Origin of the sequence: Alteromonas sp. LOR (genome assembly GCF_000753865.1) — a bacterium.
In the GTDB taxonomy this organism is placed as follows: Bacteria; Pseudomonadota; Gammaproteobacteria; order Enterobacterales; family Alteromonadaceae; genus Alteromonas.
This window is the reverse complement of the sequence record NZ_JQFW01000007.1, coordinates 76,187-99,632: the sequence shown is the minus strand read 5'-3', so window position 1 is coordinate 99,632 and position 23,446 is coordinate 76,187. Positions and strand designations below refer to the sequence as shown.

The following is a 23,446-nucleotide window of genomic DNA, read 5'->3' as shown; positions in this document are numbered from 1 at the left end:
ATGCTCATCGGATTTTTGCATCTATAAAAGATCGGTCAACCGATCGCTAAAATATTTCTTAACTGATCGGCATTAGGCGCAACGCCTGCTTTTTTGTGTGTACTTTTAGGTGAAATATATCCTAGCAATCGCCTTTCCACCTCCCTCGGTAAAACATTGTCACCAATGTGCAACATTTTCCTCTATTTCTTCTTGATTTTTTCGCTTTGAATTTTATAACGCTATGAAAATAATAGATTTTTTGAAGTTGGCTTAATTATTGATAACTAGATATTGATATGCACAGTCGTGCAAGCACGCGTGACGAATAAGCGCGGTGCAAATGCAGTTAATTGATATGTACGGGTAGATTAGCGCAAGTGTAATTCGCTAGCTCAACTCGCTAACGCTATCCGTACACTACCGCTTTGCGTGCAAAGGAGTGTGCGCCTTTTATTGTAGGCCGAGCTGGTAAATTTCACCGCTCGGCTTTTTTTATGTTGGTGAGCCTATAACCTTGTTTATTGGTCGACACCGGTGAGCTCTATCTCTTTAAAAGTTGTTCTTAGTTAATAGATACATTTTACAAGCAGCGACAAAAAGGAAAAGCAATGTCAGTATCTGATAATTACACCCCTCCTAAAATATGGGCGCAGGACAAAGACGACGGTAATAAGTGGGCTAGCATTAATCGCCCTGTGTCTGGTGCGACCCATGAAAAGGCCCGTGAACAAGGTGAGCATGGATTTCAGCTTCATTCTTTAGCCACACCAAACGGGCAAAAAGTCACCATCATGCTAGAAGAGTTGTTGGCCGCAGGCGTGGATGAGGCTGAATATGACGCTTGGTTGGTGAATATCGGAGAGGGCGATCAATTTTCTTCAGGCTTTGTGGATGTAAACCCAAATAGTAAAATACCCGCGATGGTGGATACTACAACCACGCCGGAAACAAAGCTGTTTGAGTCGGGCTCCATCCTGATGTACTTAGCTGAAAAGTTCGATAAATTTATTCCCAAAGATGCTCATGCTAAAGCAGAATGCATGAACTGGTTATTCTGGCAGGTGGGCAGTGCGCCTTATCTCGGTGGTGGTTTTGGCCATTTTTACAGTTACGCGCCATACCCAATGGAGTACCCCATTAACCGCTTTACTATGGAAACGAAACGTCAATTAGATGTTTTAGATAAACATTTGGCGAAGAATACATTCATGGCGGGCGATGAGTACAGCATAGCGGATATCGCCATATGGCCATGGTACGGCAACCTCGTGCTAGGTAATTTGTATGACGCCGCTACGTTTTTACAAGTAGAAGATTATACCCATCTGCTTGAATGGGCCCAGCGTGTTGAAAAGCGCAAAGGTGTGCAGCGCGGCCGTATCGTTAATAAAACGTGGGGCGAAGACGGACAGTTGGAGAACCGACACAGCGCTGCTGATATTGATAACGCCCTAGCGAATAGCTAAAGACGTTTGAAATAAGAGGAAGATGACTGTGTAAAGCGCCATCATTGACGTTGTCGGTGGTGGCGACACAGCTGTTTTTCGTGATGCTAGTGACATTAACTAATGCAGTTAATTATTGCAGTTAACCAACGCAGTTAACTAAGCACAGTTAACTAAGCACAGTTAATTAAGCGCAGTTAAACAAGCATAGCTAAATAAGCACGGCTCGGCTTTTATAGTAGGCTTTTTGCAACGGTTTAAGATCCCAATCTTCAAGTGATACTGAAAAACGAAAGTCGCCAACGTTTCCTTCCCACCGTGTTTCTGGAGGTGTTGCCCACGACTTCATAAACACCAATTTTCCTTGAATACAGTGCAGCACATCAATATTTTGCTCACCGTCGGCACCATAGTATTTAGTTTCTGTAATAGCGGAACCTTCTTCGCAGGGTTCGTCAAAGAATACAAAACCTCGATAACGGCCATTATCGCTAATGGTTAAAAGGGCTGCATAATTTTCATCTACGTATACCTTACGCAAAGCAGGTAAATCCCCTTCAACTCTCTTTATTTGAACACGCCGCTTTTCGTCAAACCATGACCAACCTTTGCTGCCCATAAAATTAAGTTCTTCTCGTTTCAAGGCGTGTTTACTCATACTTTTATATGAAAAAAGGGCGCCCGCGCCTATGGTGAGAAGCACAAAGACAATAGCAACAGTGAGTAGTCGTGATGTATGCAGCGCCATATCGATAAAGAAAAATGAGTGATAGTACGATTACATAAATATACGTAGATAAAGTGGTAAACGTTTGTTTATCTCATCCAATTAACCGGAATTTAATGTATCAGGGTTGGGTGTTTGCTCAATATGATCTAGCCGATAAAAACTACGGCGCTCAAGTAAGAGAGGCTGTGTTATCTCGTTCGGCTAGTTAAATAGTGGGGGAGTAAAACGATAAAAGCCGTGGCGAAAGTCACGACTTTTTACTCTGTACTAAGCAACACTATCAAAGTACTCAGTTACTTTAGGCCAAAGGTGTTGGCACTTGCGTGAGAAGAATTTCATGTGACCAATGTCCTTCACGTTGTGCTCGGCAGGGTCGAGCTGCTCCACTTCAGCCTTCATATTGGGAAACACACTTATCATGTCATGCACATTTTTTATGTTAGCTATGTCATCATCAGTGGCAAGAAACCATTTTGAGGGAATACGGATATCGTCAAAATAATGGTTTTTTACTTCCTTCCCAAAAGCCGTTTTTATGTATCCACTGCCGTTACACCATTGTTGCCACTGGCGAGCAACCTTTTTTGGCAATGGCTCACCCATACCAACCCATTGTGAGTTCGTGCAGCCAAACAAAAAGTTACTTAAGGGAATAAAGCCATTCATAAAAAAATGCGCTTTGATTAAATATCTCTTACGCATATTGCGCAAACTACCGGATGAACTACCAAAGTTGCAAAACGCACTCAGGTCGTGAACATTATGCATGAGACCTAGCAATTGCCCACCTGCGCTATGGCCCACTAAAAAATAATGACAGTGTGAAAAATGAGATTTGAGCGTTGATAGTACGGCAGGCATGTCTTGCTCGCCCCAGCTTACTAGCGACGCATTGCTGTGCTTTAACGGAACGTTACACGATTCTCCAATACCACGATTATCGAATGTGATGACACCGTAGCCTTGTTCGCACAAATACGTGGCGAAGGCGCGATAAAATTGACGTTTTATGCCCGTAGCAGGGCCCACCATGATAGCCGCTTTCGGTGGGGTACTAGGTGTAAATAAAGTGGCTTTTAGCTGGGTTTTGTCTTCGCAGGTTACAAAGATATCGTCGGTTTTTATGTCTGTCACAAATAGGCCCGCTCGCAGTTTCTGGTCTTACCAGTAAAGAGAGTTTGCCGTTAATTTGCAACAAAGAGGGTATTTATTTTGATGATAAATGCCCATGCCAAAGCGGCCTTTAGAGCCTTTTGGCACAGGAGAAAAGGTTACTCTACGTTTAGTGTAAACACCTTCGAATTACGCTGGAAGTTGTACAGTTCTTTTTTCACTTCTGGCAAAGCGCTGATATCTGCAGGCTGAAATCCCTGCTCTAAAAACCAGTGAGCCGTCACTGTGGTCAGTACAAATATACGATTGATACACGCTTCTTTAGCACGCCTGCATACTTCTTCTAGTATACGTTCCCCGCGGTTTTTGCCGCGGTAATCTTGATGTGTTGCCACACACGCGAGCTCGGCACAGTCATCCTCGGGATACAGATAAAGTGCTGCGCAAGCGATGATCATTCCATCACGTACAATAATAATAAATTGATTAATTTCACTCTCAAGGCGTTCGCGAGAGCGTTTGACCAATACGCCACTGTCTTCTAAAGGCTTAATAAGATTCAGTATGCCGCCCACATCGTCAATGGTAGCAGCTCGCAATTGCTCGTAATGATGTTCCATCACTAATGAGCCTGTGCCATCGCGAGTGAACAGCTCTTGAAGCAGTGCACCGTCGTTTTCATAACTAATGCAGTGTGCTCGTGGCACGCCAGCAGATACGCTGGTGGTGAGAGCACGCAGTACAGTGTGTTCCGTGGTAATGCTGCCGCCCATTATCATTTTCTCTAACTGAGGGCGCTCGATGGTGCGAAGCAGTTTTCCATCGCTGTTATACACGCCATCGTAATTTGAAAATACAATGAGCTTGTCGGCTTTAAGTGTAATTGCAGCTTGGGTGGCCACATCTTCATGAGACAGGTTGAACACCTCTCCTGTCGCTGAATACCCCATGGGCGAAAGCAAAACGATTGAACCGTCATTTAAATGATCGTTAATGCCCGTTATATCAATGCGTCTCACTAAACCGGTATTTTCAAAATCAATACCGTTGCGCACTCCCATGGGTTTTGCGACAACTAAATTTCCAGAACAAACGCGAATTTGTGCGCCGTGCATTGGAGAGTTTGGAAGGCCCATGGTTAACAAGGCTTCTACTTGAGAACGCACCGAGCCAGCGGCGTCTTTTACGCACTCAAGAGTTTGCTTGTCGGTAATTCTTACGCCGTCTTCAAAGCGTCCTTCAATATTGCGAAGGGCCACTCTTGAGTCTATTTGCGGCCTCGCACCGTGCACAATAACTACGCGCACGCCAAGCGTATTCAGCAATGCGATATCGTGAATAATATTAGGGAAATTGGGATGTTCAATGGCTTCGCCACCGAACATCAATACAAAGGTCTTTCCCTGGTGGGCATTAATATAAGGCAGCGAGCTGCGAAATAATTTAATGCCATCGTGATGCGCTAATACCATGCGAGTATGTCCCTACCGCTACCCTTGTTTATCTAAGCTTTCCAGCTCTTGATCCAAGCTTTCCAGTTCTTGATACAGCGCTTTAGTCACTGTTTCTTTACTGGTTCCGCCAAGTATATTTCGTTGATTAACGCCAAACTCAAGCTGCAGCACCGGATACACATCGTCTTCAATCTTGTCGCAAATAGACTGCAGCTGGCTAAGGGGCAAATCTTCAATGGCACAGCCACTATCAATAGCCTGCAGCACCACGCGACCTGCAATATCGTGACCGGTTCTAAACGGAATGCCTTTGCCCACCAAGTAGTCAGCAAGTTCAGTGGCATTGGAATACCCTTGCGCTGCAGCAACGCGGCAGCGCTCCTCGTTTAGTTGCAACGAGTCGAGCACTTCACTGGCGATGCACAAACAAATATGCCATTGATTGACAGCGTCAATAGCACCTTCTTTGTCTTCCTGCATATCTTTGTTGTACGCAAGAGGCAGCCCTTTCATGGTGACTAGCAGTGCTTGTAGTGAACCGAAGACTCGGCCGCATTTCCCGCGCATTAACTCTAGTGCATCCGGGTTTTTCTTCTGAGGCATAAGTGAAGAGCCCGATGTCACGCTATCACCTAGCTGAAGAAAGCCAGCTTCGCCAGAGTTGTAAAAAATCATATCTTCAGCCAGGCGAGATAAGTGCATCATGCTTGTGCTTGCGGTGAATAAAAGCTCAAGCACGAAGTCGCGATCTGAAACTGCATCTAAGCTGTTTAGGCAAGGAGAATCAAACCCTAACTCATCGGCAATGGCATGGCGGTCAACAGGGAATGTTGTACCAGCTAATGCACCAGAGCCCAGTGGACACTGGTTCATTCTTGCTTTTAGGTCATCAAGTCGACTCAGATCGCGCTTTAGCATTTCAACGTATGCCAAGCACCAATGTGCAAAGTGAATAGGTTGAGCGCGCTGTAAGTGGGTATAACCAGGAATGATAGCTTCCTGATGGCGACTTGCAGCGTTTAGCAGCGATTTAATGACGCCAAGAACGTCGCTGCGAAGTGAAGCAATATGTTCGCGAACCCACAGCCTAAAATCGGTTGCAACTTGATCGTTACGGCTTCTACCCGTGTGCAGTTTTCTGCCAATATCACCCAGCTTTTCGATAAGCGCAGCTTCTACAAAGCTGTGAATATCTTCTTCGCTAGAGGCATCAAAATCTAACTCGCCGGCATCAGCTTGCGCTTTAAGCTCGCTCAGTGCTGCTTCTAGCTGCTGCTGTTCGTCAACAGTGAGCACGCCCGCTTTTTGCAGCGCGCGCGACCAACTTATTGAGCCTTGTATATCTTGGCTCGCCATAACACGGTCAAACGGTAAAGAGTCGTTAACCTGCTTAAACATACTACTTGCACCGGATTCAAACCGGCCACCCCACAACGCCATGTGATACTCCTTTAACCCTTGTGATTAGCCTTGGTTTTTTAATGCTTCAATACGACTAGACAGGCTGAATAAACGGATAAATCCTTCAGCGTGTTTTTGGTCGTATACATCATCGGCGCCAAATGTGGCGAAGTCTTCAGAATACAAGCTGTTAGGCGAGCGACGCTGGGTTACAGTTGCCTGACCTTTATAAAGTTTAACCACGATATCACCCGTCACTTTTTTCGCGAAGGATGCCGCACCAGCAAGCAGTGAATCGTTTAGCGCAGTAAACCAACGTCCGTCATACATAACGTGGGAAAACTCTAAGCCAATTTGCTCGCGGTATTTAAGCGCTGCTTTATCAAGTACCATTGTCTCAAGTGCTTTGTATGCTTTTAGCAGCACTGTGCCGCCAGGAGTTTCATAACAGCCACGAGACTTCATGCCCACTAAACGGTTTTCAACAATATCGATACGACCCACGCCGTGTGCCGCCGCAACCGTGTTTAGCTTCACTAACGCTTGATATGGCGATAATGCTTCGCCGTCAATGTGAGTGAGTCTACCTTCGTTAAATGACAAATTTATGCGCTCTGGTGTGTTTGGCGCATCTTCTGGGTCTACCGTCATAGTCCAGACTTCTTTCGTCGGCTCTTGCCATGGATCTTCAAGCTCACCGCCTTCGTGAGAAATATGCCATGCGTTGGCGTCACGGCTGTATATCTTTGTTGCTGAGGCCGTAGTGGCAATGTTGCGCTCGGCCAAATAGGCCAATAAGTCTTCACGGCTTACCATATCCCACTCACGCCATGGTGCGATAACCGTTAAATCTGGTGCTAGTGCCGCAAAGGTACTTTCAAAGCGTACTTGGTCATTACCTTTACCGGTACAGCCGTGACACAGTGCATCAGCACCTACTTTTCTTGCCACTTCTACTTGCGCTTTTGCGATAACCGGGCGGGCCATTGAAGTACCTAATAGATACTCGCCTTCATATACAGCGCCTGTGGTAATTGTTGGAAAGATGTAGTCGTTAACGAACTCTTCTTTCAAATCGATGATGTGGCACTCGCTAGCACCTGAAGCGATCGCTTTTTCATGAAGGCCTTCAAGCTCTTCATCCCCTTGACCTACATCAGCGGCAAACGCCACTACTTCACAGTCATAGTTTTCTTTAAGCCATGGAATGATAGCTGAGGTATCAAGCCCGCCGGAGTAGGCCAACACGATTTTTTTAACGTTTTGCATCTAAGTAGTTCCTCTTAGGCACTGAGTAATTGAGTAAGGATGGCGTTTTGGCCATGCATTCTGTTTTCGGCTTGCTGCATTAATAGCGACTTGTCACTATCAATCAGTGAGCCAGTAATTTCTAAGTCACGATGGGCCGGCTGGCAGTGCATTACAAAGCTTGCACCCGATGCCTCCATTAGCGCTTCGTTCACTTGATACGGCATAAACGTTGCCTTAATAGTTTCAAGCGGAGTGTCATCACCCATTGAAAGCCAAGTGTCGGTATAGATGACATCGGTACCATTTGCGGCTTCTAACTCGTTACTTTCAACAATGGTTGCGCCGGTCTTCTCAGCTAACGCTTTTGCATGAGCGACAATGCTGGCATCTGCTTCGTGACCTTTCGGGGTAATCACAACTTGGTTGCAACCTAACAGGGCACCAACAATCAATAGCGAATGGGTTACGTTGTTGCCATCGCCGATATAGGTCATAGTCAAACCTGTGGTTTTACCAAAACGCTCGAACATGGTGAGGTAGTCGGCCAAGCCTTGGCACGGGTGGTATTTATCGCACAATGCGTTAACCACAGGTACATTTGCCGCTTCAGCATAGGTCTCTAATGTCGAGTGAGAAAATACGCGAGCAACAATGGCATCCGCCCAGCACGAAAGGTTTGCTGCGGTATCTACCGAGTCTTCACGACCGGCCAGCTTGCCCGATTGTACATCAAGATACACCATGTGGCCGCCAAGCTTGTTAATACCAATATCAAAGCTCACGCGTGTGCGCAGAGACGGTTTTTCAAATAGCGCAACAATCGACTTTCCTTTTAGCACATTGCTATAACTTGCCGGTGCTTGCTTTATTTCAACCGCAAGTTTAAGTAATGCTTCCATTGCCTCTGGGGTCCAGTTGGCAAATGTTAATAAATCCTGTTTCATTCGTTGTCTCCCAAGACGCCATTTAGTGACGAGGTCTCGCAGGGTATAATTTGTGTACCCGTGTTTTTATTAAGTATGTCAGTGATATCTGCAGTCCAGCTGGCAATATAGACCGCACGCGATAGAGTGTTTGCTGACTGAAGAGCTGCGTCGACCTTTACCTTCATGCCATCAATAATAACGCCCGCAGCAGAGTATTCTTCTATGCGCGTTGCGTCTAACTCGCCAATAAGCGCTTTGTTGCCATCGAGCACGCCATCAACGTTGGAAAGCAGCAATAGTTCGGCATCCAGTAATTCAGCAATTACCGTTGCTGCTTGGTCGGCGTTGATGTTGAGCAATCTGCCTTGTGCGCTTGAGCCAATAGAGCTGATAACCGGCAGCACTGACTGGGCTAATACGCTTTTTAAAAAGCTTGCGTCGGCAGTGGCAGGCGTACCAACGGCACCGTATTTGTCTGCCAGTGGTTCACAAACTACCATGTTTCCATCAAGTAGTGATAAGCCCACGGGCGTTAATCCCGACGCTATTGCCGCAGCACAAAGCTGTTTGTTTGCCGAGCCCGCTAGCGCACCACAAATGTAAGGCATATGTTCATCTGGGGTTACCCTTAGCCCATCTATCTTAGTACTCTTAAGTCCTAAGCTCGCCATTAAGGTTTCCACCAATGGCCCACCGCCATGCACAACCACAACAGGACGGCTTTTTTGTACTTCTTTAACGCTTAAAAATAACTGGGTCATCGCAGCGGCGTCATCGAGTAACGCGCCACCTACCTTTATGACAATGGGGGAACGGCTCATAGTACTAACCCTGTTTCTATTGGCTGTTTAGTCATAATGTTTACGCATTGAATGGCCTGCGATGCTGCGCCTTTCATAACGTTATCAATTGCTGATGTGACAACGGCATAACCTGATGACTCATCAAGCTTCCAGTAAAGATCAACAAATGGCGTGTGCGCTACATCATCTATTTTAGGGAAGCTGCTGCGCAAACGAACAATAGGCTTATCAGCATAGGCAGCTTTATAGGCTTCATCAAGTTGCTCTTGAGTGACACCTGATTTTAATTTCACCGTTACCGTAGCTAAGATCCCGCGTTTAAAATTACCTAAATGAGGCGTGAAGATAACGGGGGTGCCTAGGTATGCCTCAATTTCCGGCGTATGGCGGTGGCCTAAAACACCATAGGCATGCAGGCTAACTTCGAAAAAGCTGGTGGTAAGGCTTGCTTTTCTACCGGCTCCAGAGACACCGGACACCGCATTAATGACGGGGCGAACAGCGTTATCTAACAAGTTGTTTTCACCTAGCGGCTTAAGTGCACTTAGGCTGGCGGTGGGGTAGCAGCCCGGTACAGCAATAATTTTGGCTTGCTCAATAGACGAGGAATACCACTCAGCCAGTCCATAAACCGCATTGTCTAAACTTTCTTGCTGCATGTGAGGAAAACCATAAAACGCCTCGAATACCTCAGTGTCTTTTAGCCTAAATGCGCCAGACAGATCGAGTACTTTTGCTGAGCCTGAGGTAAGCACTGGCATCCAGTCGTGGCTTGCTTCATGAGGCGTTGCTAAGAATATAAAGTCAACGTCATGCGCTAACGACTCTAAGATGCTGTCGCTAATGGGGATAAGTGTTGCATCAACGTGAGCTAACTTTCCGTGAAGCTCGCCAATGGGTTTATTGGCATCGGCGCTGTTCGATGACACATAGGTTCCAGACAGCGTCAATGCAGGATGCTGTTGAACTAACTCTACAAGCTGTGCCCCGGTGTAACCACTGGCACCAATAATTGATACGTTATACATAATAAGTCTATTTTGAATAAAGAAAAAAAATCACTTTTTACCTTTGTAAACTGATTGGACTCTATTGCCTAACCGCTACCACATTACAAAGGTAAAAAGTGTGCTACTGCAACAGCATAGATGAACGCGAGCGTCGTCGCACACTATGCAAAGTGTAGCTAGCCAGGGGAGTGGTAAACATGGTTACGTTGCTATTAAATTCAGCAGCGTAAATCGATGTTGTCATTATGCGTTCCTGTATCGTGTCATCCTCACAATGGACGACTGTTTTGACCGTGGATAAGTCTACCAATTTTGAATTTATATGCAATATTAATGTATAAATATTTTAAATTGAGTGGTCTTTATCGCTTTTTGCTGTGATATATTCGTTAACTAATATAGTACATTAGTATCTGTTACATAAATTTGACACGGACTTCGCTGATATTGAATATTTATACATGCAGTTTTGGCGAGGATGGCTATGTAAACAGCGTAAGACGCTGTACACTTTCCCTGTTGTCATAATTGGTTATTATTATTGGTTGTCATAATCGTATTTATCGGTTTACACATAAAAAGGCACATTCAGCAATGAGCAAGCTTACTTTGGCCCTAGTTGCCCACGACCACAAAAAACCTGAGTTGTTAGCGTGGGCGAATCAGCATAAAAAAATATTAGAACAGTGCAACCTCGTAGCCACTGGAACAACAGGGGGGCTGGTTGCTGATGAAATTGGACTTCCGGTACAGCGCTTTAAAAGCGGCCCGTTAGGTGGTGACCAGCAAATTGGGGCACTGATTGCTGAAAATAAGTTAGATGCCTTATTCTTTTTCTGGGACCCGTTAAATGCCGCTCCTCACGACCCCGATGTTAAAGCGCTGCTGCGCTTGTGTTCTGTATGGAACGTACCTGTGGCTTGCACACCGGCAACCGCCGATTTAGTTGTGACGTCACCGCTATTTTTGTCGCCAGAATATAAGCCAGTTAAGCCCCACTTTTAAACGTTGAGACGAATTGGCGTAGAATCATTGCCCTAATTCTTACTGGCCCAGAGCATCAAACCCAAAAGAGCGCGGGCCAAAACAAAAAGCCGAGAGTAATGTCTCGGCTTTGAATCAACGATAAATGGTATCGATGCTATTAAAATTAAGGGCTATTAAGATTAAGTGCTAACTAGGTAAGAGCCCTACTTAATTAGATCCATCAACCCTCGCATTTCTCTTTTCCTGCTTTTAAGCTCTTCTTGTTGCTCGTCGGTAAGCACGGCCATTAATGTACTTCTGAATTTAACCTTTTCAACGCCAGCAGCGATAAGGTCATCTTCATACTTCGCGCTAAGGGCGATAAAAGCATCCTCAGAGAACGCATCACTTCTCACTAAATCGCGCTGTGCCTGTTTGAATGTTTTCACTGTTTCGCGATGAGACTCTGCACTCTCTTTCTGTGAATCAATCAATTGCGCAATCTCGGCCTTTTGTTCATCAGACAAAGACAGGCCAGCAAACTGTTTCATCTCTCTTTTTCCACGCTGCTGTTTGTCGCCTCTGCTATCTTTGTGCGACTGCATGGCCTGCTCTCTGCGTTCATGTTTGCGTTCACGCTTCTCTTCAAACTTAGAGTGGCGCTCATCGAGTTCTGCTTGCTGCTCTGTGGTTAACACGGCAAACACATCATGGCGTAATGTTGCAAATTCAAGCTGCTTCGACGATTGCTTTGCAACACGCTGTGTCACCATCTCAGTAATTTCAGCGTCCGTCGCTGTGGCCAAGTCTACTCTTGGCGTTGAGTCAGCATTCCTGCGCTCTTCTCTTGAATAGCCCTTGGTTTCATTAGAGTTGGCTTCTTTAAATTGAGTGACTAGCGCTTTAATTTCACTTTTTTGTACTTCACTAAGAGAAAGGCCGCGAAGCTGTTTAACCATCTGTTTAACTGAAAATTTCGCTGATTGATGGTGACGCATTTCTGTGTCGTGATGCTTGGCATAAGCAAAACCACTGATACCTACAGTCGCTACAATTGCGGTGGTAATAAGTAATCGTTTCATTTTCGTCTCCTTTTAATTGACACTGATAGATTAGTACCAATCGTCTAGCTATACAGTCAGCAAACTGTAAAGCTTGTGTAAAGGCGATACGATATCAAGACTAGAAAGAGTGGAAGCGATATAGTAGCTATATAGAAATTATATAGAAGTTATATAGACGCTGTGCAGTCCAGTAATAGCATTGCTTAGCAGCGTGCAGTTTCAATCAATGGGCACAGTGGGTATGGGAATAAATCATAGAAAGGTGAGTGTGTTTTCATGAACAAGGAGTTCCATCTACAGTCTGTATTAGTCATCGATGATGACATTGAACTAACAGATATGTTGTCGACTTATCTCTCTGGTATGGGATATAGCGTTAACGTGAAAAACGACGGTGAAGCCGGATTGTCTGAAGCAATATCCGGCCATCATTACGACCTTATTCTTCTCGATGTAATGATGCCAAAAATGGACGGTTTCGACGTGCTCCAAAAACTTCGCGCTAGCCATACTACACCAGTGCTTATGTTGACGGCTCGCGGTGATGACTACGACAGGATCTTAGGTCTTGAATTGGGAGCCGATGATTATTTGCCAAAGCCCTTTAACCACAGAGAGCTAGTAGCGCGAATTAAAGCCATAGTGCGGCGCTACACCTTGTCTGCCGGTGGCGGCGGCACAGAGCAAGACCTTCTTATTAATGACATCTTTCTTAGCCCTAGTAGTCAGCAGGTTAAGGTGAGCGATATAGCGCTAGAGCTGACAACCACGGAGTTTATGGTGCTCAGGCTTCTAATGCTGAATGCCGCACAACGGGTTACAAAAGAGCAAATTAGCCTAAAAGTACTGGGCAAGCCCTTACAAGCTTTTGATAGAAGTATCGATATGCATGTGAGTAATTTACGCAAGAAAATTTCTGCAGTGGCGCCTGGTGATAAGATAAAAACCCTGCGCGGTGTGGGTTATATGCTGCTGCCGGAGTAATGCAGATGTTTAAAAAGTTAAATCCCACACGCAAAATTATGGGGCGCATTTTTTTGTGGTTTTGGGCTACATTTCTTGTAACAGCAGCGCTGGCCGTTGTGGGGACACGGTTTTTCTTCGAAGAGTTAGAAGTTGTTGATATTAAACCCCAGGATGTGCGCGCACTGTCCGTTTCTGTCTCGCGAATTCAGCGTAACAATGTGCAGCAAGTGCCTCTCGTTAAACTGCTTAACCGCTTCGAGCGAGAAAGACGGTGGCGTTTAATCGCTGTGAATACCAACAGCAAACAAGTCATTGCGCCTTCCGGGCCGCCCCTTCGAGATGTTGATGTTCGGGCGCTGCAAAATTTAATTGGGCAAGAGTCTGCCATTGCAATTAAACGCGGAGCCGTAAAGTTTTCTGGGCCTGTGTTTTTTAACCATGATGAAGAGCGTTATGCGCTCTTCTCAGCAAAGTTTGATCGCGCTCAGGAAAATAAGCCATCGTTTTTATTGCTGTTTTTTATCGCCATCCTTACTACTACCATACTGAGTTGGTTGTTTGCACGCTCGTTAACTTCACCCATTCTTGATATACAAAGTTCTGCCAAGAAGCTTGCCAGCGGGCAGTGGGATACGCGAGTAGGCTTCGCATCGAATCGCCATGATGAATTAGGTGAGCTAGCCCGAGACTTCAATACAATGGCAGCACGATTACAAGCCATGTGGGGCTCACAGAAGCGCCTCTTAGCTGATGTATCTCATGAGTTGAGGTCGCCACTGGCTAGGCTACAAATGGCATTAGGACTGGCGTATCAACAAAACGTAGACCCTGACACGTTAAGCCGAGTTGAGCGAGAAGCTGAACGCATGGAAGCCTTGGTGGCACAGCTACTTACGCTAAGTCGTGTTGAGGCTGGTCATGTGTCGCTTACCAAGCAGCCCCTAACCGAAGTGCTCAACGATGTATTTACTGACGCTAACTTTGAGGCACAAAATAAAAATAAGCAGCTGCGTATTGCACAAGTACCACAAATAACCGTTGAGGTTGATAGCAACATGCTCTGCAGGGCGGTGGAAAACGTGATACGAAATGCTATTCGCCACAGTAAAGCACTTACCTCGGTTGCTTTTGAGCATGACGATACACAGTGGCATATCTCTATTTCAGATGATGGTGATGGTTTGTCACAAAAAGAGTGCGAGCAAATATTTTCTCCGTTCTATCGAGCATCTCTGGCCAGAGAGCGTGAGTCTGGCGGAGTTGGGCTTGGACTCTCTATTGCCAAGGCCGCTGTAGAGTTACATAACGGAGTTATCTGCGCTGAACCTCAAAGTGATAAAGGGTTAAAGGTGACTTTATCCTTTCCCCGGTAGTGCATGGTGTTACCCTAGGGCGTGTTGATCTTTGCTGTACATTTAGCCCAAAACTCGCACAACAAACATTAACATGCCCTAATCTGCTATTAAATAAATAAAACTTTGTGAGTATGTTGGTAAAGTACCTAGGTTTTTAGGTATCATTTCGATATAACAACTTTATAACAAGGCAAAACACATGGAATGGACGTTCACGTCTGAAAATGACCTGGCGACGACGTTTGCTACGGCAATAAACCCATTCTGGCAAGAGCACGTCACTGAAGGGGCTTTTAAAGGCCAAGAAGGTTTCAGTGTTCGGTACGCGTTTTGTATTCCAAAGAACCCGCGTTCTACGGTGGTGATCAGTTCTGGCAGAATTGAGTCTTACTTAAAGTATAAAGAGCTTATTTTTGACCTATACCAAAATGGGTTTACTGTCTTCATTCTTGATCATCGAGGACAAGGGCTGTCCGATAGGCTGACTCACGACCCTCAGCATGGCTATGTAAGCAGCTTCGATGATTACGTGGACGACCTGATCACCTTCGTTAAAGAGATAGTAAAGCCAAAACAGTGTGGCGAGTTACAGCTTGTGTGTCACTCAATGGGTGGAGCAATTGGTGCCCTCACTCTGCTACGGGTGCCTACTTTATTTGACAAAGCCGTATTGGCTTCGCCTATGTTTGGTATCAAGCCAGCCTTGCCTGACTGGGTGGCCAACGGACTTATTCGTACGGGCCTGGCCGTAAATAGAATGAGAAAGCAGCAGTCGGGGTACTTTTTTGGCCAAACGCCTTACATCGCATTCCCCTATTCATTGAATAAACTCACTCACAGCAAATCCCGCTATGCGCTATTTCGTTCGCTGTATGATGAAGAGCAAGAAATACAGCTGGGTGGCGTGACCACAGAATGGCTAGCTGCTGCACATGAAGCTATGCACCGAATAGAAGATAGTGCTAGGGCCGTCACTACACCTATGATAATTTTTAGTGCCGATGGTGACAGCATTATTGATAATACTCGTCAGCGCCGAGTGGCAAAGAAAATGCCAAATGCAGAGTTAGAAGTCATACCCAGGGCCTATCACGAGTTATTTACCGAGTCGGACTCCATACGCGAGCCCGTGCTAAATCGACTATGTGATTACCTTTCTAGCTAAACGCATTGGAAGTGTCGCAACTCATTCCATAGCCCTTAACTTTATAGCAGTAAGCAGAAGTCACAGCATGTTTGATATTGTACTTTACCAACCTGAAATTCCACCTAATACAGGTAACATTATTCGTTTATGCGCCAATAGTGGTTTCGCGCTACACCTCATTGAGCCGCTTGGCTTTGAATGGGACGATAAACGAGTACGACGGGCTGGCCTCGATTATCACGAGTTTGCCCATGTGACACGACATGCAAATTTGGACGCCTACATTGAAGATGCAAAACCCACGCGAATTTTTGCATGCACCACAAAAGGAAAAGCCTTTCATAGCGATGTCAGCTATAAAAAAGGTGATGCGTTAATATTTGGCCCTGAGACGAGAGGACTACCTGATGAATTTATTCAGTCTCTTCCTGAAGGGCAGCGAGTAAGAATTCCTATGCTGCCAGACAGTCGCAGTATGAACCTATCTAATGCCGTGTCTGTGTTTGTTTATGAGAGCTGGCGTCAAATGGGATACGAAGGAGCAAGATAGCCTTTAGCACTAAAAGCCTTTCGCATTGAAACCATTTCGCGTTGAGGCCATTTCGCGTTGAGACTCCCTCACGCTGACTACCTTCTTAAAAGCATAAAAAAAAGCGCAGCGCGATAAAACGCTGCGCTTTTTTAGTGTTACATTTGCGCTTTTACAATGCTTGGGCAAACGAAGTTTCAGTCACTGAAAGCGACTAGCCCTCAGTTCGAAGGTCGCGTCCTAAAAGCGCTAAAGCGGCCTCTTTAGGGTTTTTATCGTGATACAGAACGGCATAAATTTGCTCACAAATCGGCATTTCTACACCCACCTTGTTCGACAATATATGCACTTCTTCGGTATTTCTGTAACCTTCAACCACTTGCCCAATTTCTTCTATGGCAACGTCAACGGATTTACCTTGACCTAGTGCCAAGCCAAAGCGGCGGTTTCGAGACTGATTATCTGTGCAGGTAAGCACTAAGTCGCCAAGTCCAGCCATGCCCATAAAGGTTTCAGGGTTGGAGCCAAGCTTTACGCCTAAGCGGGTTAGTTCGGCAAGACCACGGGTTATCAGCGCAGTACGAGCATTTGCACCAAAGCCTAAACCGTCGGCCAATCCCGCACCAATCGCGATAACGTTTTTCACTGCACCACCAAGCTGTACGCCGGTAAAATCTGAGTTTTTATACACTCTGAATGATTTTGCACAGTGAAGCTTTGCCGAAAACTCATCAGCGAAAGTATCGTCAGTAGAAGACAGTGATATAGCCGTGGGCAATCCCGCTACCATTTCTTTGGCGAAGGTTGGGCCGGATAGTACCGCTAGAGGGTAATCAAGACCTAGAATCTCTTCTGCTACTTCTCGCAACAAACGCCCTGTTTTTGGTTCAAGACCTTTTGTCGCCCAAATAACTCTGTGATGAGGTTTTAGCAAGGGCTTTAAGCTTGTCAGCATGGCCGCAAAAGCATGGCTTGGAACCACGACTAATATGTCTGCGCTCGCTGCAACAACGCTTTCTAAATCAGCATCTACCTGCAGCGCATCGGGAAACGTTGCTCCTGGTAAGTATCGAGCATTCTCTCGAGACTCTGCGAGAGCTTGTATATGCTTCTCGTCCCGCCCCCACAACAGTGTTGGATTACCATTTCTGGCAAGACAAAAAGCAAGAGCAGTGCCGTAAGACCCTGCTCCTAACACCGAGGTAGACGGTACCGAGGTAGAAGGTACCGAGGTAGACGCAGTAGAAACCGAAGGTTCACAAGCCGTCTTAGTGTTCACGTTATTTACGCGTCCATCTTAGGCGCTTGGCCCTGTGCTTGTTGCGCACGTTTTTGCACATAAGCTGCAAAAATTGCATCAAAGTTTACAGGTGCAAGGTTAAGCGGAGGGAAAGTCCCGCGGTTAACCAAGTTAGAGATGGTTTCACGCGCATAAGGGAAAAGCATATTCGGGCAGAACGAACCAAGAGTATGTGCTTTGTTCTGATCTGGCATTTCGCCAATAGCAAAGATACCTGCTTGCTGAACTTCACAAAGGAACGCTGTTTCTTCGCCAAGAGACGCAGTAACGGTAACCGAAAGTACCACTTCGTATACGTTCTCTTCTAGCTTGTTTGTGCTAGTGTCGATATCCAGCTTAATTTCAGGCTTCCACTCTTTTGTGTAGATAGCCGGCGCATTGGGTGATTCAAAAGAAATATCTTTGGTGTAAATGCGTTGAATATTAAACTGTGGTCCCTGCTGAGCCTGTTCGCCTGCAGCCTCGCCGTTATTTGTCTGATTTTCGTCAGCCATGATAGTTCCTATTTATTTGTTGTTTTATTTTAAATTTAGAGCGTTGCTGTCGTGCTGACGCTTTATGCTAAACCCAGCATTGGGTCGAGTTTACTCGCGGCTTCTAAAGCCATCATCTCGTCACAGCCGCCAACGTGCTGATCATTGATAAAAATCTGCGGTACTGTCCAGCCACCGTTGGCACGCTCAATCATAACGTCGCGCAATTCAGGCTGCACGTCGATGGGATATTCAGTAAATTCCACACCTTTTTGCGTGAGTAGTGCTTTTGCACGATGGCAATATGGGCAGTGGCCCTTGGTGTAAAGTTCAACGTTGCTCATAAAAGGTTACCTATTATTTTGAAACGGGAAGGCTGGCGCTTTGCCATGCATTCATACCGCCTTTCAATACATTCACATTTGCGAAGCCGTCTTTTTGCATCGCACTTGCTGTACCACGAGCCTGATTACCCATAGCGCATACTACGATAATGGGTTTGTCTTTGCTGTTTTCAAGCTTCTTGAAGTTTTTCTCGCGAAGCTCTTCTGGTTTTATTTGTCTAGCACCGAGTATGTGTCCGGTTTTAAAGTCTTTTGCGGGACGAGTATCAAATATCACCGCGTCTTCTTTATTGATTAAAAGCGTTGCTTCATGGGTGCTTAATTCTTTTACCGACGAGGTGAGCCCGCTGACATAACTAAATATCAACATTGCCACTAACGCCACCCACACACCAGCAAGAACAATATTGTTGCTGGCAAATTCAATTAGTTGATCCATTACTGCTAACCCTGTCTACAGACCTTGAAAAGAGTGCAAAGTATATAGAAAAATCGGCGAGAAACCAGCCTGCCGTTAGCAGTAGCTCGCATCAGCATTCCCATTTGCTTCAGATGGTTGATATTACGGCGAAATTGAACTGGGATTATGGCAAAGCCTCAGATACACTGATTTTGGAACGAATACCCGCGCTTTGTCGTTAAATGCGCGCTATTTTAGTTAAGGTTCGTTATTTTTAGATGCTCGATGCGTTCATCATTTCAAATTTATGCACAGCCATGCTTGTTAACAGGATATCTTCACCGCTTTTATGTTTTTAAAAACCGCGCTTTCTCTGCTGTCTTTTTGCTTGCTAATGCTTGTTTCGCCCCTTGCGTGCAGTCAGGACTCTGACCAAGAATCTGGACAAGCACAACAAAAAGAGCAGTTGGCACAACTACAGGCCGAATTAGTCGCTAGGCAGCAAGTGCTTAAAAATAATAAAGCAAGTGCAGAGGAGCTTGAGGGTGCGCTTAAGCAGTCTGAGCTGGAAATAGCCAAGGTCGCAAAAGCATTGAGTAGCACCAAGCAGTCTTTAGATAAGATAAAAGACGAGCAACAGGCACTCCAAAAAGAGCAGAGCGAATTGAAAACTGCGATTCGTCAGCAACAGTCGTTACTTGCCAGTCAGCTTAAAAGCGCCTTTATGGCAGGGCACTACGACTATGCAAAAATGCTGTTTTATCAAGAAGACGCAAAGTCCTTCGAACGCGTCATTACCTATTACAAGTATGTTGCGAAAGCACGTCAAAAAGAGATAGAAACGTTTAGAGATAATGTGGCTCGCTTAGAAGCAGTTAAAGCGGAATTGATTGAAAAAGCAGAATCGTTAGCGCGCCTTCAAGATGAGCAAGAAAATCAGCGGGCTATCTTGCTGACTCGCCAGAACGATCGCAAAGCCACATTGAATAAGCTCAATCAAACGATTGCGTCAGAAAGCCAACGAATTGCTTCCCTGCAAGCAAACGAAAAAGCCTTAGTGGATGCTATCGAAAAAGCGCGCATTGCGGCTGAGCGAGCGGCAAGAGAAGCGACAATTACGCTAGACGGATTAGCCAAGCTGAAAGGTCAGCTCGATTCGCCAGTGAAAGGTCGCATACGCAAGCTGTTTGGAAACAGAAGGCAGGGGCAGGTACGATGGAAAGGCATTGTCATTGATGGCGCAGAGGGCGACCCGGTAAATAGTATTGCACAGGGTAAGGTGCTGTATGCTGACTGGCTACGCGGTTTTGGGTTGGTCTCTATTGTCGACCACGGTGACGGCTACATGAGTGTGTATGGGCACAATCAAGCGCTTTTAAAGCAGGCGGGTGATGAGGTGCGAAGGGGAGAGCGTATCGCTTTGGTAGGGCGAAGCGGGGGGCAAGAGTTTCCGAACCTCTACTTTGAAATTCGTCATAAAGGCAAAGCGGTTAACCCGACGATTTTTATAAACTAGCTAGGGTTTGTATTGAGTGGCCGTGTATTAAATAGCCAGGTATTGAGTGGCTGTGTATTAAGTGACCGTGTATTAAGTAGCTATTTATCAAGGCCGTGTATTGAGTGCCCATGTATCGAGTAGCTAGGCTGCACGGCGTGTTGTGTCAAATTCATTACTTGGTATGCTAGGTCATCACCTCTTAGCACTTTGATTAGCTGACTTGGTGTTAAAAATAAGCGCTGGTGAATACCAGGAACAAATAATAATAAATAAATGGATATTGTTAGGTGCACGTGCGTCGTTTTTTAATTAGCGTAACTATAGCGATGAGTGCTGCTGTTAGTAGCCTCACAAGCTTATCTGCTTTTGCAAAGCCTAATATCATTGTTATTCTCGATGACCTTGGCTACAGACCTACTGACGTGGCCGCATTTTCACTTCCTAAAGAGGTGGCGTTTTCTATTCTTCCGCAAACGCCGCTGTCAAAAAGCATTGCCCAACGCGCTGAAAATGAAGGTCGCCCTGTGATGTTGCATATGCCGATGCAAGCCACAAATCACAAGTCCATGGGGCCCCTAGGTTTGAGTACAGATATGTTTCCTGGTGCCATTACCCACACATTGCGAAAAGCCATCAAAAGTGTTCCTAATGCAATTGGGGTAAATAACCACATGGGGAGCGCCTTTACCGGGCAAGAAGACTCAATGAAAGCGCTTATGGAAGAAATTAAGCGCCAAGGTTTGTTTTTTGTAGACAGCAGGACAACCGTCTTAACCAAAGCTCAAGAAGTTGCTGAACGGGTGGGGGTGCCAAATGCCAGCCGGCAGATTTTTTTAGATCATCAGCGCAACACGGCATTCTTCGAACACCAATTTAAGAGAATGAAAGATATAGCAAAAGCCAAAGGCTATGTGGTTGTTATCGGTCATCCCCACCCTGAAACCATCGCCTTTTTAAAGCAGCAGTTACCTTCTTTAGAATCTGAGGGATTCAACCTGTTATCCATTGCAGATTATTTCGCAGAAGACGAGCAAAGCGACCCGTTGCTCGCCACTTATTCCACCGATAGCGGCGCATCCTCTCCAAACGAGTAGCACGATAGAGTGCAATCGGACATAAACTGCGCGAATTCGATATAAAGTTTAATGCGAAGAAATTTTTCATTTCTCCCAATTTGTTATATTATAACGTCTCTGACACGTTTTAATGTAAGGTATCCATGGCTCCTCTTGATGACAATCCAGCGAAATTAGACAAATTAGGCATTTGGGTGTCTGGTCTGTGTGCGCTGCATTGCCTTGCGCTGCCAGTACTTATTCCTCTGCTGCCATTAATTGGCTCAACCTTTTTTGCCCAGGTGTGGTTCGAGCGCACCATCTTGTCATTTTCTTTATTGGTTGGCGCAGTAGCCCTCATTAGCGGTGCAACCCGTTATCACGGTCGGTATTATCCACTTGCGTTGCTGTTAACCGGCGGCGTAATTTATTGGAATAAAGATATATTTGGCGAGTCCTACGAGCCCTTCACTATCGCGACGGGGGCATTTTTGATTGTAGCGGGGCATTGGGTAAACATGCGTCTTTGCCGTCAATGTAAGTGCTGCAAAAACTCTGTATTGTCGAATCACTTATCGACAGAGGCAAAGTAGTCAGATTTCGCAAATTTTGAATCTACCTCAAGCTTTCTAGTCTACTTCAGTATCTCCAACTTACCTTAAAACCTCTATGGCTTTATTCGGTACGTTGGTAAATATACCTGTTACTCCCCACGCGGCTAATTGCTGCATATCTCTTGGTTCATCCACCGTGTACACATACACTTCAAAGCCTTTAGAGCGTACTTCTTCCACAAAGTCTTTTTCTACTGCATCTAATGCAATGTTCACAGAGTAAGCGTTAAGTGCTCTTGCACTTGCTGTGCAGTCCAGTTCGTAGCTTGCGGTTAATGCACCTATTTTTACCTCGGGCCACCGAGCGACAATACCAGCAAGCCAATGGTGGTTAAATGACGATATAAGCACCTGCTCTTCTGCAACCGCACTTTGTGCGATGGCCTGTTTAGTTTGAGTTACCCAGGTGTCGATACACTGAAGATGCTTTATTTCAATATTGCACCAGCGCCCTTTAGGTACCGTAGCTAGGGTGCTGTCCAACGTAGGAATGCACTCACCTTCACCAATATCTAAGTGGCGCAAGGTAGACCACGGCGTATCTAATAAATAACCAGGAGTACGGGCTCGTCGAAGCAGCAGTCTGTCGTGAAAAACAATAATGCCGCTGTCGTGTTGATAAGTATCAAACTCAATGCCATCAGTACCCTGCTCAAAAGCCAAATGAAAGGCTTTGAGTGTATTTTCGGGAGCGGCTTTACTGGCACCTCTGTGGGCAAAAATACGCATGGCTATTCCTACTCATCTTGTACGTTTGATTGATGGAGTTTGTGTGTATTTAGCGTTTCGTAAACCGATGCCGATGTAATAAGAATACCGCCAATGAGGGTGCGAAACGTTGGGCTTTCATCAAGCACAATTATAGCAAGTGCGACGCCGTATAGGGGCTGCATGCAAGCGATGAGAGAAAAGGTTTTTGCGCGCAAATGGCGTAAAGTTGCAGCAATAAGGGCGTGTGGCAGCGCAGTAAAAACAGTACCTAATAGCAATAGCATGAGCCAATCGCGGGTTGTTGCTTCGCCAATGCTGCTACTTATGGTTGGCAGCAGCACCGCAATGATCACTAGTGTTTGCCAGGCCATGGCTTTTGCACCGCTATACTGCTTGAAATGCTTGCGATGAATAATATTTCTAAACGCGTACAAAATAGCCGAGCCAATGCCGATCAATACGCCAAGCGTGACTTCATTTTCCAGCGAAGACTCGGGCACAATAAGATAAACGCCTACAATAACAGTGAGGGCCGACACAATGTCTTGCCATACCAATCCTGTTTTTTCGAAAAATGGCTCAATGAGCACGGTGATAACAGGAAAAGTAAAAAGGGCAATCATTCCTACCGATACGCCAGCGTACTGCATGGCCGCAAAATATGAAATCCAATGCAGTGCCATAAGCACGCCTAGTCCGATAGCAATAAGGTAATCACGGCGAGAACGAAGTGATAGCTTGTCTTTCGTTAAGGTTAGAAATGCAAATAGGGCGATACACGCAAAAACAGAGCGTATAAGCGTGATATCGCTAGCACTTAACGGGATAAGACGAGAAAAAAGCGCCGTACCACCAAGCAGAACAACAGTAAAATGCAGCGATATCAGGCTTTTTTTAACAGCATCCATA

At 45.6% G+C, this 23,446-nt stretch carries 24 protein-coding genes; 9 read left to right on the top strand and 15 right to left on the bottom strand.

The genetic code is table 11. From position 1 onward, the window contains the following. Nucleotides 1-590 precede the first annotated feature (590 nt). Entirely contained in the window at nt 591-1,448 is an 858-nt protein-coding gene (yghU, locus tag JV36_RS0103965; RefSeq protein ID WP_032095472.1) for a glutathione-dependent disulfide-bond oxidoreductase, read from the top strand. Between the two features lie 190 nt (nt 1,449-1,638). Here the strand turns inward: yghU and JV36_RS0103960 are convergent, their stop codons facing one another. The 8 genes from JV36_RS0103960 to argC all read right to left on the bottom strand — a co-directional run bounded on the left by JV36_RS0103960 (nt 1,639) and on the right by argC (nt 10,133). Beyond that, complete coding sequence (locus JV36_RS0103960) at nt 1,639-2,085, bottom strand: hypothetical protein (RefSeq protein ID WP_152561520.1); 447 nt, start codon at nt 2,083-2,085, stop codon at nt 1,639-1,641. Nucleotides 2,086-2,424: 339 nt separating this feature from the next. Then, nucleotides 2,425-3,291, bottom strand: a complete 867-nt coding sequence (locus JV36_RS0103955; protein WP_032095471.1) for an alpha/beta hydrolase family protein — start codon at nt 3,289-3,291, stop codon at nt 2,425-2,427. Between the two features lie 137 nt (nt 3,292-3,428). Then, nucleotides 3,429-4,742, bottom strand: a complete 1,314-nt coding sequence (argA, locus tag JV36_RS0103950; protein WP_032095470.1) for an amino-acid N-acetyltransferase — start codon at nt 4,740-4,742, stop codon at nt 3,429-3,431. Nucleotides 4,743-4,760: 18 nt separating this feature from the next. Further along, a complete protein-coding gene (argH, locus tag JV36_RS0103945) occupies nt 4,761-6,164 on the bottom strand; it encodes an argininosuccinate lyase (protein ID WP_032095469.1) in 1,404 nt (467 codons plus the stop codon). 24 nt (nt 6,165-6,188) lie between these two features. After that, nucleotides 6,189-7,394 carry an argininosuccinate synthase gene (locus JV36_RS0103940; protein ID WP_032095468.1) on the bottom strand — a complete coding sequence of 402 codons (1,206 nt, stop codon included), beginning with the start codon at nt 7,392-7,394 and terminating at the stop codon, nt 6,189-6,191. A gap of 14 nt (nt 7,395-7,408) precedes the next feature. Beyond that, complete coding sequence (locus tag JV36_RS0103935; RefSeq protein WP_032095467.1) at nt 7,409-8,320, bottom strand: ornithine carbamoyltransferase; 912 nt, start codon at nt 8,318-8,320, stop codon at nt 7,409-7,411. Further along, complete coding sequence (argB, locus tag JV36_RS0103930; protein ID WP_032095466.1) at nt 8,317-9,123, bottom strand: acetylglutamate kinase; 807 nt, start codon at nt 9,121-9,123, stop codon at nt 8,317-8,319. The genes JV36_RS0103935 and argB overlap by 4 nt, the downstream gene beginning before the upstream one ends. Next, complete coding sequence (argC, locus tag JV36_RS0103925) at nt 9,120-10,133, bottom strand: N-acetyl-gamma-glutamyl-phosphate reductase (protein WP_032095465.1); 1,014 nt, start codon at nt 10,131-10,133, stop codon at nt 9,120-9,122. Before argC ends, argB begins: the two co-directional genes overlap by 4 nt. Before the next feature lie 576 nt (nt 10,134-10,709). Here argC and JV36_RS0103920 point away from each other — a divergent pair. Beyond that, nucleotides 10,710-11,120 carry a methylglyoxal synthase gene (locus JV36_RS0103920; protein ID WP_032095464.1) on the top strand — a complete coding sequence of 137 codons (411 nt, stop codon included), beginning with the start codon at nt 10,710-10,712 and terminating at the stop codon, nt 11,118-11,120. A 185-nt stretch (nt 11,121-11,305) separates the two neighbouring features. Here JV36_RS0103920 and JV36_RS0103915 read toward each other — a convergent pair whose 3' ends face one another. Further along, on the bottom strand, nt 11,306-12,163 hold the full coding sequence (locus JV36_RS0103915) for a Spy/CpxP family protein refolding chaperone (RefSeq protein WP_032095463.1): 858 nt from the start codon (nt 12,161-12,163) through the stop codon (nt 11,306-11,308). 258 nt (nt 12,164-12,421) lie between these two features. On the opposite strand from JV36_RS0103915, the gene JV36_RS0103910 reads away from it, so the two are divergent. The 4 genes from JV36_RS0103910 (at nt 12,422) to trmL (ending at nt 16,163) form a co-directional block, all read left to right on the top strand. After that, complete coding sequence (locus JV36_RS0103910) at nt 12,422-13,129, top strand: response regulator transcription factor (protein WP_032095462.1); 708 nt, start codon at nt 12,422-12,424, stop codon at nt 13,127-13,129. A 5-nt stretch (nt 13,130-13,134) separates the two neighbouring features. Continuing rightward, complete coding sequence (locus JV36_RS0103905; RefSeq protein WP_235207756.1) at nt 13,135-14,484, top strand: ATP-binding protein; 1,350 nt, start codon at nt 13,135-13,137, stop codon at nt 14,482-14,484. A gap of 181 nt (nt 14,485-14,665) precedes the next feature. Next, the gene (locus tag JV36_RS0103900; RefSeq protein WP_032095460.1) at nt 14,666-15,631 is read left to right on the top strand and encodes an alpha/beta fold hydrolase; all 966 of its coding nucleotides are present in this window, start codon (nt 14,666-14,668) and stop codon (nt 15,629-15,631) included. Nucleotides 15,632-15,698: 67 nt separating this feature from the next. After that, complete coding sequence (gene trmL, locus JV36_RS0103895) at nt 15,699-16,163, top strand: tRNA (uridine(34)/cytosine(34)/5-carboxymethylaminomethyluridine(34)-2'-O)-methyltransferase TrmL (protein WP_032095459.1); 465 nt, start codon at nt 15,699-15,701, stop codon at nt 16,161-16,163. A 193-nt stretch (nt 16,164-16,356) separates the two neighbouring features. Here the strand turns inward: trmL and gpsA are convergent, their stop codons facing one another. The 4 genes from gpsA to JV36_RS0103875 all read right to left on the bottom strand — a co-directional run bounded on the left by gpsA (nt 16,357) and on the right by JV36_RS0103875 (nt 18,698). After that, nucleotides 16,357-17,340, bottom strand: a complete 984-nt coding sequence (gene gpsA / locus JV36_RS0103890; protein ID WP_032095487.1) for an NAD(P)H-dependent glycerol-3-phosphate dehydrogenase — start codon at nt 17,338-17,340, stop codon at nt 16,357-16,359. 86 nt (nt 17,341-17,426) lie between these two features. After that, the gene (secB, locus tag JV36_RS0103885; protein WP_032095458.1) at nt 17,427-17,936 is read right to left on the bottom strand and encodes a protein-export chaperone SecB; all 510 of its coding nucleotides are present in this window, start codon (nt 17,934-17,936) and stop codon (nt 17,427-17,429) included. Nucleotides 17,937-17,998: 62 nt separating this feature from the next. Beyond that, complete coding sequence (grxC, locus tag JV36_RS0103880) at nt 17,999-18,259, bottom strand: glutaredoxin 3 (protein WP_032095457.1); 261 nt, start codon at nt 18,257-18,259, stop codon at nt 17,999-18,001. Nucleotides 18,260-18,272: 13 nt separating this feature from the next. Further along, nucleotides 18,273-18,698, bottom strand: a complete 426-nt coding sequence (locus JV36_RS0103875; protein WP_032095456.1) for a rhodanese-like domain-containing protein — start codon at nt 18,696-18,698, stop codon at nt 18,273-18,275. A 355-nt stretch (nt 18,699-19,053) separates the two neighbouring features. On the opposite strand from JV36_RS0103875, the gene JV36_RS0103870 reads away from it, so the two are divergent. From JV36_RS0103870 to JV36_RS0103860, 3 genes are all read left to right on the top strand, one after another. Then, nucleotides 19,054-20,175 carry a peptidoglycan DD-metalloendopeptidase family protein gene (locus JV36_RS0103870; protein WP_052010110.1) on the top strand — a complete coding sequence of 374 codons (1,122 nt, stop codon included), beginning with the start codon at nt 19,054-19,056 and terminating at the stop codon, nt 20,173-20,175. Between the two features lie 275 nt (nt 20,176-20,450). Then, nucleotides 20,451-21,251, top strand: a complete 801-nt coding sequence (locus JV36_RS0103865; RefSeq protein ID WP_235207755.1) for a divergent polysaccharide deacetylase family protein — start codon at nt 20,451-20,453, stop codon at nt 21,249-21,251. A gap of 125 nt (nt 21,252-21,376) precedes the next feature. Continuing rightward, nucleotides 21,377-21,805, top strand: a complete 429-nt coding sequence (locus tag JV36_RS0103860; RefSeq protein ID WP_032095454.1) for a MerC domain-containing protein — start codon at nt 21,377-21,379, stop codon at nt 21,803-21,805. Between the two features lie 60 nt (nt 21,806-21,865). On the opposite strand, the gene JV36_RS0103855 is transcribed toward JV36_RS0103860, so the two are convergent. Together JV36_RS0103855 and JV36_RS0103850 are read right to left on the bottom strand one after the other, a co-directional pair. After that, nucleotides 21,866-22,555, bottom strand: coding sequence for a glycerophosphodiester phosphodiesterase (locus JV36_RS0103855; protein ID WP_032095453.1), 690 nt, complete (start codon nt 22,553-22,555; stop codon nt 21,866-21,868). Between the two features lie 8 nt (nt 22,556-22,563). Further along, nucleotides 22,564-23,445 carry a DMT family transporter gene (locus tag JV36_RS0103850; protein ID WP_032095452.1) on the bottom strand — a complete coding sequence of 294 codons (882 nt, stop codon included), beginning with the start codon at nt 23,443-23,445 and terminating at the stop codon, nt 22,564-22,566. Nucleotide 23,446 lies beyond the last annotated feature (1 nt).